The organism is Nitrospirillum goiasense (assembly GCF_034427435.1).
In the GTDB taxonomy this organism is placed as follows: Bacteria; Pseudomonadota; Alphaproteobacteria; order Azospirillales; family Azospirillaceae; genus Nitrospirillum.
In genome coordinates this window covers 855754-868561 of the sequence record NZ_JAXQNP010000003.1, presented here as the reverse complement: position 1 = coordinate 868561, position 12808 = coordinate 855754, and the positions used below count along the sequence as shown (strand labels likewise).

General features: G+C 69.2%; 8 protein-coding genes and 1 pseudogene. 7 read left to right on the top strand and 2 right to left on the bottom strand.

Annotated features, from left to right (window positions below):
* The first annotated feature begins 47 nt into the window (after window positions 1-47).
* From ULB03_RS18315 to ULB03_RS18305, 3 genes are all read left to right on the top strand, one after another.
* Window positions 48-1508, top strand: a complete 1461-nt coding sequence (locus ULB03_RS18315; protein WP_322484539.1) for a metallophosphoesterase — start codon at window positions 48-50, stop codon at window positions 1506-1508.
* A gap of 14 nt (window positions 1509-1522) precedes the next feature.
* On the top strand, window positions 1523-2263 hold the full coding sequence (locus ULB03_RS18310; protein WP_322484538.1) for an HAD family acid phosphatase: 741 nt from the start codon (window positions 1523-1525) through the stop codon (window positions 2261-2263).
* A gap of 111 nt (window positions 2264-2374) precedes the next feature.
* Window positions 2375-3673 carry a DUF3667 domain-containing protein gene (locus ULB03_RS18305; protein ID WP_322484537.1) on the top strand — a complete coding sequence of 433 codons (1299 nt, stop codon included), beginning with the start codon at window positions 2375-2377 and terminating at the stop codon, window positions 3671-3673.
* A gap of 26 nt (window positions 3674-3699) precedes the next feature.
* Here ULB03_RS18305 and ULB03_RS18300 read toward each other — a convergent pair whose 3' ends face one another.
* A complete protein-coding gene (locus tag ULB03_RS18300) occupies window positions 3700-4617 on the bottom strand; it encodes a hypothetical protein (RefSeq protein ID WP_322484536.1) in 918 nt (305 codons plus the stop codon).
* A gap of 482 nt (window positions 4618-5099) precedes the next feature.
* Between ULB03_RS18300 and ULB03_RS18295 the strand changes: the two genes are divergently transcribed.
* From ULB03_RS18295 to ULB03_RS27490, 3 genes and pseudogenes are all read left to right on the top strand, one after another.
* On the top strand, window positions 5100-6800 hold the full coding sequence (locus tag ULB03_RS18295; protein ID WP_322484535.1) for a methyl-accepting chemotaxis protein: 1701 nt from the start codon (window positions 5100-5102) through the stop codon (window positions 6798-6800).
* 189 nt (window positions 6801-6989) lie between these two features.
* Window positions 6990-7412 carry a hypothetical protein gene (locus ULB03_RS18290; RefSeq protein ID WP_322484534.1) on the top strand — a complete coding sequence of 141 codons (423 nt, stop codon included), beginning with the start codon at window positions 6990-6992 and terminating at the stop codon, window positions 7410-7412.
* Window positions 7413-7619: 207 nt separating this feature from the next.
* Window positions 7620-10141 (top strand): annotated as a pseudogene (locus ULB03_RS27490) (DUF3141 domain-containing protein).
* Between the two features lie 9 nt (window positions 10142-10150).
* On the opposite strand, the gene ULB03_RS18275 reads toward ULB03_RS27490, so the two are convergent.
* Window positions 10151-11029 carry a hydrogen peroxide-inducible genes activator gene (locus ULB03_RS18275; RefSeq protein WP_322484532.1) on the bottom strand — a complete coding sequence of 293 codons (879 nt, stop codon included), beginning with the start codon at window positions 11027-11029 and terminating at the stop codon, window positions 10151-10153.
* 156 nt (window positions 11030-11185) lie between these two features.
* Here ULB03_RS18275 and ULB03_RS18270 point away from each other — a divergent pair, with 156 nt between their 5' ends.
* Complete coding sequence (locus ULB03_RS18270; protein ID WP_322484531.1) at window positions 11186-12667, top strand: catalase; 1482 nt, start codon at window positions 11186-11188, stop codon at window positions 12665-12667.
* The last annotated feature ends 141 nt before the right edge of the window (window positions 12668-12808 follow it).

The following is a 12808-nucleotide window of genomic DNA, read 5'->3' as shown; positions in this document are numbered from 1 at the left end:
GCCATCAACGGGGCGTGATACTGCGGGTGCGAACCAAGAGGCAGCTGGTGGTGAAGCGGAAGACCTGGCCGGCCATGGTCATGGCGGTGGCGATGGGGCTGTCCCTGTTGGGGGAGCCCGGAACACCGGCGGCCAAGCCGGCCGCGCCCTTTCTGGTGGTCAGCGACCTGCATTTCAATCCCTTGGATGATGCCAGCCTGGCCGCCCGGCTGGACGCCGCGCCCGCCCAGGAGTGGCCGGCCATCCTGGACAGCACCGCCGGCCAGCGCCTGTCCCCCTTCGGCCGGGACAGCAACTGGTTCCTGCTTCGCTCCACCTTCGCGGCCATGCGGCAGGCCCAGCGGCATCCCGCCTACATCCTGCACACCGGCGACATGCTGGCCCATGACTTCCGCGACACGTTCGAGGAGACCTTGCCGGCGCACAAGGGGGATGACGCGGCCTACCGCGCCTTCACCTTGAAGACGGTGACGGTGCTGCTGGAAACCCTGCGGCAGACCTTCCCCGGCGTGCCGGTGCTGACGGCGCTGGGCAACAACGACAGCTATTGCGGCGACTATGCCGTGGCGCCCAACGGTCCTTTCCTGGCGGACACCCTGCCGCTGCTGACCCGTGGCTTCGGTCCCGGTCTTGGCGGCGGAGTGGATCAGGCGGCCATAGCCCAGGACTGGCGCCTGGCCGGCAACTACGTCATCCCCCATCCGACCTTGAAGGGTGTGCGCATCGTGTCCTTCGACACGGTGCCCCTGGCCCGCAAGTACAAGAACAGCTGCGGGCGCCCCGGCGACACGCCGCAGGAGACCACGCTGGCCTGGCTGCACCAGGCGCTGGCGGATGCCAGGGCGGCCGGCGACAGCGTCTGGCTGATCACCCATGTCGTGCCGGGCATCGACAGCTATGCCACCGCCAGCGCCTGGGCCAAGGCGGGCAAGGAGGCGGCCACCGCCGGCCAGCCGGCGCCCGCCTGCACCGCGCCGGTCGAACTGTTCGCCCCCGGCATGGAGGCGCGGTTCGAGGCGGAGCTGGCGCCCTACCATGACATCGTGAAGGTGCTGTTCGCCGGTCATGTCCATATGGACGATTTGCGCCTGGTGGGTCCTCCCGATGCCGGGGTGCCCGTGCTGGTGACGCCGGCCGTCAGCCCGGTCTACCAGCAAAGCCCGGCGTTCAAGCTGGGGGTGGCGGCGGCCGACGGCTCGGTCGCCCGCCTGACCACTTACTACCTGACCAATCTGGTCGATGGGCCCAGCGTGCGCACCGCCCGCTGGCTGCCCGAGTACGATACGGCCCAGGCCTGGGGGGCGCCGGTCCTGACCTCCCAGGCGCTGCGCGACATCATCGCCCACATCCGCGACAGCGGACCGGCCAGGGTGCGCTATCGCGCCGTCTACAGTGTCGCCCGGCCAGATGCCTCCGCCATGACGCCGGACAGTCAGCCGCTGTATTTGTGCGCCCTGGACCAGACCCAGGTCGATGGCTACACCCGCTGCGCTTGTCCCCAGCCCTGAAGGAGCCCGCCCGCATGTCCGTTCGCGCCCCATCCATCCGGGTCCGGTCGATCCGGGCCTTGGCCGCCCTGGGGCTGGCCATGCTGGCCGGTTGCGCCCATCAGGCGCCCCTGGCGACGACCGCGCCGGCGTCGGACCTGCCCAACCTGGGCGTGGTGAAGACCCAACTGGTGGCCTATCACGACAGCGGCGCCTATGACCGCGACCTGGCCCGTGTGGCGGGCGAGGCCGCCGCCTGGGTCAAGGCGCGCGCCGCCACCCTGCCGGCCGGTGCCCGCCCGGCCCTGGTGCTGGACATTGACGAGACCTCGCTCAGCAACTGGCCGCAATTGCGCATCAATGATTTCGGCTACATCACGGCGGGGGGCTGCGACCTGCAGCGGGGCCCGTGTGCCGCCCCGGCCTGGGAGATGATGGGCCGGGCCGCCGTCATCGCGCCGACGCTGGAACTCTACCGTCAGGCACGGGCCGCCGGCGTCGCCGTCTTTTTCATCACCGGCCGCCCGGAGACGGAGCGCGAGGCCACCGCCCGCAACCTGGCGGCGGCGGGCTATGAGGGCTGGGCCGGCCTGGTGCTGCGCGCGCCCGGGGCCCACGGCCCCTCAGCGGCGGATTACAAGGCGGCGGAGCGGGCGCGCATCGAGGCCCAGGGCTACACCATCATCGCCAACATGGGCGACCAGGACAGCGACTTGGCCGGCGGCCATGCCGAGCGTGGCTTTAAACTGCCCAACCCCTTCTATTTCATCCCTTAAGCCGTCCTAACGCCGTAGGGCGCCCCGCCAATCTTGCAATTAAGCCGTGCTGCCCGCATCCTCGGCGCCGGCCTCGCGCCGCTGCGGGGTATGGCCTTGGGGGGCAGGGGAATGAGCGGGGAGATTGAGGCGGCCGGCGGCCTGGCGGAAGCCGGCCTGGTCGCCAGGGCGATCGAGGGCGAACGGCATCAGGCTGCCGTCACCCATGAGGATGGTCACCATCGGTGCGCCAATTGCGGCACGCATCTGACCGGGGCCTACTGCCATGCCTGCGGCCAGCCGGGGCACGTCCACCGGTCCATGCTGCACATCGTGGAGGAGTTCTTCCACGGCATCCTACATTTCGACAGCAAGGTGTGGCGCACCTTCCCCATGCTGGCCTTCCGCCCCGGCAGCCTGACGCGGCGCTATGTCCATGGGCATCGCGTGCGCTATGTCTCGCCCTTGGCGCTGTTCCTGTTCTGCGTCTTCCTGATGTTCTTCTCCCTGTCCTTCGTCGATACGCCGGCGAAGTCACTGGGCGGCAACCCGCTGAAAAGCCTGGATCACCAGTCCCTGGCGGAAGGCCGGGCGGAGTTGGAGTCCACCGTCGCCGACGCCAAGGGGGAACTCAAGGACGCGGAAAACGATCTGGCGGAGGCTCAGCGTGAGGGGCGCGACACCGCCGATGCCACCGCCGTCCGGGACAAGCGCCAGCAGGAACTGAAGGTGGCGGAGGCCATGCTGAAGGCCTTCGACGCGGCGGCGGCGGCCGGCCTGAAGGTCAAGGCCGCGACCGCGTCGCCTGCCCCGGACGCTGGGAAAGCCGTGCCGGTGCCAGCAGGCGGGGAAACGGGCGGGGAAACGAAGCTGGCCGCCCCCACGGCCGAGGGGCCGGCCGCCCCCGATGCGGAACCCGCCACCAGCGATGAACCGGCCTGGGCCCGCTCCGCCAAGCAATTGGCCGATTCCAAGCAGTTGTTCGACGTTGATCTCGGCATGCCCAAGCTGGAGGAGCATGTCCGCCACGCCCTGCGCAATCCCGAACTGACGCTCTACAAGATGAAGGAATCAGCCTCCAAGCTGTCCTTCCTGCTGGTGCCGCTGTCGGTGCCCTTCATCTGGCTGATGTTCCTGTTCAAGCGCGGCGTCTTTCTCTACGACCATGTGGTCTTCGCCCTGCACTCCCTCTCGTTCATGGCGGTGCTGACGGCGGTCGCGGCCCTGGGATCGCGGGCCGGGCTGGGGGCGGATGCCATCGGCGTCCTGATGTGCTTCGTTCCCCCCATCCACATGTACGCCCACCTGAAGGGCGCTTATCGGCTGGGCACGTTCGGGGCCCTGTGGCGCACCATCGGCCTGTTGTGGGTGGCCATGCTGGCGCTGACCTTCTACCTGGTTTTCATCGTTTCGATGGGCCTGGTGGAGTAGGGGGGCGGCGGAAGGGCGGCGGGCCGCTATTCCAGGCTTTCCGTCAGACTGGCGGCCAGGGCGCGGGTGGGCGTGGTGGCGTCGGGGTTGGGCAGGGCCAGCACCCGCCGCCCCTGCTTGGTATAGGCCAGGGCCGCCTGGATTTGCGGGTCGCTGCGGAACAGCGCCATGAAGGAGCCGTCGGCATAGGCCTCATACAGGCCGTCCAGCAGCATGTCGGCCAGGCGGTCGTTATGCTTGGCCACGAAGAAGTAGAGGTAGAAGTCGCGGTAGAACAGGGCGACATCGCGCGCCACCGTCACCGGCACGCCCGCCGCTTGCGCCCGCTCCACCTCCTGATCGATATCCAGGCTGCTACGGGGCACGGCGTCGGCGGCGCCGTCGGCGATGTCGGTGTACGGGTTGCCCGCCGTCTCGTGCACGATCTGGCCGGCGGCGCGCAACAGGCGGGCTTCCGGCCACCCGCTTCCCTGCGCCAGGGCCAGGGGTTGGCCCTCTTGCACCTTGGCCTGTCCGGCCTCACCCACCGCCAGCAGGCGATACCCCATTAGCCCCCGGTCCAACGGCACCCGCACCGGCTGGAAATGGGCCTCCAGCGCCGGGGCCGTGGGCAGCCAATAGACATCCACCACGCCGTTGTCCGGCTGCTCCAGCAGGCGCAGCACCCGGGCGGTGGGCAGGGGGTGGTCGTCGATCTTCAGCACATAGGGCCGGCCGCTTTTGGCCAGCGCCAGCTTCAGCACCTTCAGCACATAGGCCGAGGCGGTGCCCTGGTTCAGGGCGTGCACCACCAGCGGCGCCGGGGTGGGCGGGGCGGCCACCGGTGCGGCCAGGCCGCCCATGTCGACGGGGTCGTCGTTACGGCCGGCGGCCAGGGCCGGCATCGCCACCAGGCAGAACGCGAGCCAAAGGGCGCATAAACGGTGAAGAGGGGGCAGGGGCATGGCGCAAACACATCCTGCGGCCGCCTTCTGCCAAAGGGGCCGTTCTCGCTTGGTGGTGGCGGACCCTGCCGGCGGATTTCCCGCTTGGGGTCCTTGTTGGGGCCGACGTTATCGGCGGCCTTCTCCCGCGGCGACCGCTGATCCTTCGGACCAGGGTTGCCGATGGGGGCCGAGACTAGGCCATCAAGGGTTAGCCGGTCGTTAACGCTTGCGGCCTAGGCCGCCACCTGCCGGTCCTGCCGACCGCGATAAATCCACTTTTGCGGGTGCGGCATTTGCGCGCGTTGTCGCTGTTTCGGACCCTGCCAGTACAGGGAAGTCGCCCATAAAATAATTTATATCAATGATTTGCACAGGATGCCTCGAGCGCGGGGATGACGCGGCGATTAACTCCTCCTTAACCGGAAAAGTTGAATGACGGATGGTGATGGTGTGGCCCAATCGATGGCTCATCCCAACCCGACTCCAGGAAAGGAAAAATCATGACAGCTTGGCGCAACCTTTCCATCCGCCTCAAGATCCTGACGGCTTTTCTGGTGGTGTTTCTGACGACGCTGGGCCTGGGCCTGTTCGGTCTCAGCCGGACGGAGGCGGTGAGCAATACCGCGGCCGACATGCGCGACAACTGGCTGCCGTCCACCGCGGCTTTGGGCCGGCTGGGGGTGGCGGTGACCGATGCCCGCGCGGTGGAGGGGCGCCTGGTCATCGCCGCCGCCGCCAACGATGCCGCCCTGCTGAAGGCCGCGGAATCCCAGTACGCCGAGGCGGTGGGCGCGGCCGACAAGGCCCGGGCCGACTACCAGCCGCTGATCACCGTGGGCACGGATGACGAACGCCTGATGAAGGCCTTCGACGACACCTGGGTCCAATACAAGGCGATGGCCGCACAGGTGGACGATCTGGCCCGCAAGGGGGAGGCGGCGAAGGCCCTGACGCTGTTCCTGGGCGATGAACTCAAGGCGTTCAAGGCCGCCCAGGGCAGCGTCATGGCCGATACCGACTTCAACCGGGTTGAGGGCAAGAAGGCCGCCGACCAGGGGGCGGCCCTGTACACGGCCGCCCTGTGGATGACCTGGGCGGCCATAGCCGTCAGCGCCCTGCTGTGCGTTGGCGCCACGGTGGTCATCGTCGCCGGCGTGGTCCGGCCCATCGCCCGCACCACGGGCGTGGTCGAGACCATGGCCGCCGGCGACCTGGCGGTTGCCATCCCCGACACCGATCGCGGTGACGAGGTGGGGACCCTGGCCCGTGCCCTGCAGGTGTTCCGCGATGGCATGGTCCGGGCCCGGGAGCTTGCCCAGGCCCAGGAGGCGGAGCGCCAGGCCAAGGAACGTAGGGCCCAGGCGCTGGAAAACCTGGTTCAGGGCTTCGAGGCCAAGGTGGCCCAGCTGGTCGACGCCCTGGCGGGGGCGGCCACGGAGATGGAGGCTACGGCGCAGAGCATGACCAGCACGGCGGAGCAAACCAACGCCCAGTCCAGTGCCGTCGCCGCCGCTGCCCAGCAGGCCTCCGCCAACGTGCAGACGGTGGCGTCCGCCACTGATGAGATGGTGGCGACGGTGCAGGAGATCGGCAGCCAGGTGGAAAAGTCGCGCACCATCGCCACCAAGGCGATCCAGGAGGCGACCGAGACCAGCGGCACCGCGCGCCGCCTGGCCGACAGCGCCCACCGGATCGGCGAGATCGTGCAACTCATCAGCGACATCGCCGGCCAGACCAACCTGCTGGCCCTGAACGCCACCATCGAGGCGGCGCGGGCCGGTGAAGCGGGCAAGGGCTTCGCCGTGGTGGCCAGCGAGGTGAAAAGCCTGGCCAACCAGACGGCCAAGGCGACCGGCGATATCGAAAGCCAGATCGGCGAAATCCAGGGCCTGACGACCCAGGCCGTGGCCGCCATCGAAAGCGTCAGCCGCACCATCAACCAGATGTCGGACATCGCCATGGCCATCGCCTCCGCCATCGAGGAACAGTCGGCCACCACCTCGGAAATCGCCCGCAGCGTGAACGAGGCCGCCAAGGGGACGGAGGATGTGTCCCGCAACATCACCGGCGTGCATCAGGCGGCGGTGGCGACCGGCGCCGCCGCCGGCCAGTTGCAGGACTCCGCCCGCGACGTGTCGCATCAGGCGGAGGACCTGAACGCCGAGGTCGCGCGTTTCATCACCGGCGTCAAGGCGGCCTAGGGCCGCCGGGGTCGCGCTGGCGTGGCGCCCCGGGGGGCGGGAACCCGGGGGCGCCGCCCGCTGCCGGCCAGGTCGTCCTGGCCTGGTTCAAGGGGGCTTTAATGAACGGCAGGGCCTTCTGCTATGGAATTTTAATGCCCGTCTGGCGGCTGAATGGGGGCCTGAACGACCCTTGCCGGATATGCCGCCATGTTGGGCTTCAACACCCTGATCGACCTCGTCACCCACGCCACGGCCCAACGCGCCGTCCCCTCTGAAGGGCCGTCCCCCCGGCCCACTCCCCGGTCTGCAGACTGGTCCTTCGCCACGCCCGCCCACCTGCCGGCGGGCGGCTCCGTCATCGTGGACATGGCCGCCGGTCGGGTGTGGGTCAGCGACCCCCGCCGCGCGGGCGACTTCCCCCTGGCACAGGTGACGGTCCAACCCATCCGCCCGGCCGACATCGCCCGGCCAGAAGCGCTGGCCCAGATCGTGGTGTGGGCGGGCGAGCCCGTGCCCTGGCGCTATCGCATCCCTTGCGCCTCCTGGCGGCAGGCCCGCACGGTGGCCGCCGAATTGGCCATCGTGCTGGACGGCGCGGCGGGTGCCGGGGATCGCTGCCTCAGTTACTGACCCGCGCACGGAACGGTCGGTGCGGTGGGCGACACCCGAACGCCCCGACCCGGGATAGGCCGCCGGTCGAGACCCCCGGCGGCCTATCCCCTTTGTGCGACGCAAAACCTTCTTCGCACTTGCGGGAGCGGTTGGCTATACTCCCACCCCGCGGGGTTATTCCGTCGTCCTGGCAGTGGGACGGGAAGGATTGGAGAGGGACAGCCGATGGCTTCTACCGACGCGACCAGCCCTAAGGGCCCGTTCCGGGTGCCGGAGGGTTTCCTGGATCCCAGCAATCATTGGCCTTTCCGCCTGTGGCAGGATGGCTTGGCGTATACGATCGACGCCTGCCAGCGCACCGCCCTGGTGATGGATGTGCTGCGCCAGCGCGGCGCCCAGTATCACGAGCACATGGCACAGACGGCCCCCACGGTGCTGAGCTTCGAGAGCGAAACCGTGCTGGACGGCGCCACCTTGCCCCGGCCGGTGAATTATGCGCTGCAGCGCATCATCCCGCCGGCGGGTGTGGAGCTGGACCTGAAGAAGCGCCCCTTCGTCATTGTCGACCCCCGGGCCGGCCATGGCCCCGGCATCGGCGGCTTCAAGTCGGACAGCGAGATCGGCGTGGCCCTGGGTGCCGGCCATCCCTGCTATTTCATCGGCTTCCTGCCGCGGCCCATCCCGGGCCAGACGGTGGAGGATGTGATCGCGGCCGAGGCCGCCTGCCTGGAAAAGGTCATCGAGCTGCATCCCGAGGCCGAGGGCAAGCCGGTGGTTATCGGCAACTGCCAGGCCGGCTGGCAATTGATGATGACGGCCGCCATCCGCCCCGACCTGTTCGGCCCCATCATCATCGCCGGCACGCCCTTGTCCTTCTGGGCCGGCCAGCGGGGGAAGGACCCCATGCGCTACAGTGGCGGCCTGCTGGGCGGCAGTTGGCTGACGGCGCTTGCGAGCGATCTGGGTGCCGGCCTGTTCGATGGCGCCTGGCTGGTGCAGAACTTTGAGAACCTGAACCCCGCCAATACCCTGGTCGGCAAGCAGTACGCCCTGTGGGACAAGGTCGATACCGAGGCCCCGCGCTATCTCGGTTTTGAGAAGTGGTGGAACGGCCACGTCCTGCTGAACGGCGAGGAAATCCAGTACATCGTCGACAAGCTGTTCGTGGGCAACCGCCTGGCCACGGCCGACATCGTCACCAAGGACGGCGTGCGCGTCGACCTGCGGGCCATCCGCTCCCCCATCATCGTCTTCTGCTCCAAGGGCGACAACATCTCCCCCCGCCGCAGGCGCTGGGCTGGATCTGCGACCTGTATGAAAGCGTGGACGACATCCGCTGCCACGGCCAGACCATCGTCTACGCCGTGCATGAAAGCGTGGGCCATCTGGGCATCTTCGTCTCCGCCGCCGTGGCGCGGAAGGAGCATCGCGAGTTCGCGTCCAACATCGATTTCATCGACGTGTTGCCCCCCGGCCTGTACGAGGCGCAAATCCTGCCGGCCGAGGCCGCCCCCTCCGGCAAGTCGGGGCAGGAGGGCGACCCCAACGTCCTGCGCTTCGCCGCGCGCAGCATCAATGACGTGGCGGCGCATGTGCAGCCGCTGCCGGATGATGAACGCCGCTTCGCCACCGTGGCCCGCCTGTCGCGGGTGACCCTGGGGCTGTACCGCGACTTCATGCAGCCCTGGGTGCGGCAACTGGTGGGCGAAACCACGGCGGAGGCGCTGCGCAACCTGCACCCCCTGCGCCTCAGCTATGAGCTGTTTTCCGAGACCAACCCCTGGCTGAACGGGGTGCCGGCGCTAGCCGCCGCCGCCCGGCGCGACCGCCGCGCGGTGGGGGAGGAGAATATGTGGCGCCGCATGGAACAGCACCTGGCGCATCACATGGAAACGGCGCTGGACGTTTATCGTGACCGCCGCGACGCGACGGCCGAGGCGCTGTTCATGGGCATCTACGGCCATCCCCTGACCCAGGCGCTATTCGGCTTGGACGCCGATGACGCCCCGCCGCGCAGCCACCCGGGCGAAACGCCGGAGCACCGCCGCTTCCTGGCGGAGCAGGGGGCGGAACTGCGCCGCCGCCTGCATGTCGGCGGCCTGCGCGAGGCTGGCCTGCGCGCCCTGCTGCATGTGGCCCTGGCCGAGCGCATGGCCGACGCCCGGGGCTTCAACGCCCTGCGCGGCCTGCGCGACACCCACGGTCGTGGGCTGGAACTGGCGGAGTTCAAGCAACTGGTGCGGGACCAGTTCCTGATGCTGCTGCTGGACCCGGCCGCCGCCCTGGAAACCCTGCCGGAATTGCTGGCCGGCGCCACGGCGGAGGAGATCCACCAGCTGTCGGACACCCTGGTGGCGGTGGCGAATGCCGCCGGCGCGCTGGACACGCGCGGCCAGGAACGGCTGGACAGCATCGTGGCCCTATTCCGCGACGTCGCGGCCAAGAAGGCGCCCGGCGACGCTGTGCCCCAGCCGGCGCCCGCGCCGGAGCCACCGAAGCCGGCCGCGGCCAAGGTGCGCCGGGCCAAGGCGGCCCCCGCTCCCAGTGAGCCGCCGCCGGCCGAGACGTCGGTTATCACCGACGCGCCCGCCGCCCCGCCGGTGGACGTCGCGGCGGCGCCCGAGCCGGGGCCCGTTGCCACCGCTCCCGTCACCGCCCCCACTGCCGCTGGCCCCGTTGCCACTGCCCCGGCGAGCGTACCCAAGCGTGCGCCCGCTCCCCGTCGCGCCACGGTGCCCCGGCGCTGACGCGGGTGGTCAGGCGGTCGCCTCTTTCACCAATCCGGCCAGCGCGTCCAGCGCCGGCTGGCGGGTGAAGGTGGCGCGGCTGACCAGGCGGATCAGCCGCCCCGTGGCCGCCCCGGCCAGGGGGCGGAAGACCACGTCCCGGCGGCCCGCGTGGGCCTGGGCCGCCAGGGCCGGCACCAGGGTGGTGCCATAGCCGGCCGCAACCATGTTCAACAAGGTTTCAAGGCTGGTGGCGCGCAGGGACCAGCCGCCGGGATCGGGCCGGGCGCAGGCCGCCAGGGCTTGGTCCCGCAGGCAATGGCCATCCGCCAGCACCAGCAGGTCGGCGGCCAGGGCCGCCTCGTCCACCGCTTCGCCGCTTTCCGCCAGCGCGTGGTCGGGGGGCAGGGCGGCCAGGAATCCTTCCTGGAATAGCGGCCGCTCCACCAAATCGTCGCCCGCCACGGGCGTCGCGATCAGGGCAGCGTCCAGCTGCCGTCGGCGCAGCCGTTCCACCACCGCGTCGGTGGTGTCCTCCCACAATTCCAGGGTCAGGGCCGGGCAGCGCTGGCGCAGGGGCGCGAAGATCCGGGGCATGAGATAGGGCCCCAGGGTGGGAATGACGCCCAGGGTCAAGGGGCCCCCCAAAGGGTCGCGCGCGCCCGCCAGCGCCACGATGGCGTCCGCCTCCGCCACCGCGCGGGCGGCATGGACCAGCACCTCCTCGCCCAAGGGGGTCGGCGCCACCCATTTGTTGGTGCGCTCGAACAGGGGGGCGCCCAACCGCGCCTCCAGCTTGGCCACCTGGCTGCTCAACGTCGGCTGGCTGACGTGGCAGGCGGCGGCGGCCCGGCCGAAATGGCGGTGCTGGGCCACCGCCAGCAGGTATCGCAGGTCACGCAGGTTCATGGGGCGCGCTTCACCTCATGTCATAGGCTCGTTGATATATGTGACCTATCGTCACGATTTGAACAATCGATTTTACCAATGGGCCCTCACGGCCTAGCTTTGCTGTGTCGGGCGCCGCGGGCGCCCCAGCCAATGAGACGACGAGGGACCTTAGCCATGACCCAGCAGCCGCCCCGCATGACCACCACGGCCGGCGCCCCCATCGCCGACAACCAGAACAGCCTGACCGCCGGCCCGCGCGGCCCCGTCCTGATGCAGGACTATCAGCTGATGGAAAAGCTGGCGCACCAGAACCGCGAACGCATTCCGGAGCGCGTGGTGCATGCCAAGGGCTGGGGCGCCTTCGGCACCCTGACCGTGACCCACGACATAACCCGCTACACCCGGGCCAAGCTGTTCGGCGCCGTGGGCAAGAAGACCGACCTGCTGATCCGCTTCTCCACCGTCGCCGGTGAGCTGGGTGCGGCGGATGCCGAGCGCGATGTGCGCGGCTTCGCCGTCAAGTTCTATACCGAGGAAGGCAACTGGGACGTGGTGGGCAACAACACGCCGGTCTTCTTCATCCGCGACCCGCTGAAGTTCCCCGACTTCATCCACACGCAGAAGCGCCATCCCCGCACCAACCTGCGTAGCCCCACGGCGATGTGGGACTTCTGGTCCCTGTCGCCGGAAAGCCTGCACCAGGTCACCATCCTGATGTCGGATCGCGGCCTGCCGCCCAGCCCGCGTTTCATGAACGGCTACGGCAGCCACACCTACAGCTTCTGGAACGACCAGGGCGAACGCTTCTGGGTGAAGTTCCACTTCAAGACCCAGCAGGGCCACAAGCACCTGACCAATGACGAAGCGGCCCAGGTGGTCGGCCGGTCGCGCGAAAGCTACCAGGAGGATCTGTTCGGCAGCATCGAGGCGGGCGACTTCCCGCGCTGGACCCTGCAGGTCCAGGTGATGCCCGAGGCCGACGCCGACAAGACGCCCTACAATCCCTTCGACCTGACCAAGGTGTGGCCGCACGCCGACTATCCGCTGATCGATGTCGGCGTGGTCGAGCTGAACCGCAACCCGGACAACTACTTCGCGGAGATCGAGCAGGCGGCGTTCAGCCCGTCCAACGTGGTGCCCGGCATCGGCCACAGCCCGGACAAGATGCTGCAGGCCCGCATCTTCTCCTACGCCGACGCGCACCGCTATCGCCTGGGCACGCATTACGAGGCGCTGCCGGTGAACCAGCCCAAGTGCCCGGTGCACCACTATCACAAAGACGGGGCCATGCGCTTCTTCCGCAACGACACCGGCAACCCCGATGCCTATTACGAGCCCAACAGCCTGGGCGGCCCCGCCCAGGACCCCAGCGTCGCGGAACCGCCCCTGCGCCTGTCGGGTGACGTCGCCCGCCATGACCACCGTGCCGGCAATGACGACTACGGCCAGCCCCGCGCCCTGTTCAATCTGATGGACCAGGGCCAGAAGAACCGGCTGTTCGCCAACATCGCCGCCGCCATGCAGGGGGTGCCGGAAACCATCGTGGAGCGTCAGCTGGGCCACTTCGCCAAGGTCCACCCCGACTACGCCGAGGGCGTGCGGCGGGCCCTGGCCCAGGCGGCCGGTGCCGCCCGCCCGGAAACCGCCGTCCCCTGATTGGACATCCTCTGATTTAGCCATCCCCCACCCTGGAGCCCGTCCCCCAAACCGGCCCTTCCCCGTACGTCCCCTTACCGGGAACCGGCCTTGGCACCAGGGAGCCTAGTGACCGGGTGTGCCCTGAAAGCCACCCGGTCA

Bases quoted from the DNA above. Each gene is read 5' to 3' on its own strand.
- ULB03_RS18290 (WP_322484534.1), top strand. From the start codon at position 6,990: ATGTTGGGCTTCAACACCCTGATCGACCTCGTCACCCACGCCACGGCC.
- ULB03_RS18300 (WP_322484536.1), bottom strand. From the start codon at position 4,617: ATGCCCCTGCCCCCTCTTCACCGTTTATGCGCCCTTTGGCTCGCGTTC.
- ULB03_RS18270 (WP_322484531.1), top strand. From the start codon at position 11,186: ATGACCCAGCAGCCGCCCCGCATGACCACCACGGCCGGCGCCCCCATC.
- ULB03_RS18275 (WP_322484532.1), bottom strand. From the start codon at position 11,029: ATGAACCTGCGTGACCTGCGATACCTGCTGGCGGTGGCCCAGCACCGC.
- ULB03_RS18295 (WP_322484535.1), top strand. From the start codon at position 5,100: ATGACAGCTTGGCGCAACCTTTCCATCCGCCTCAAGATCCTGACGGCT.
- ULB03_RS18310 (WP_322484538.1), top strand. From the start codon at position 1,523: ATGTCCGTTCGCGCCCCATCCATCCGGGTCCGGTCGATCCGGGCCTTG.
- ULB03_RS18305 (WP_322484537.1), top strand. From the start codon at position 2,375: ATGAGCGGGGAGATTGAGGCGGCCGGCGGCCTGGCGGAAGCCGGCCTG.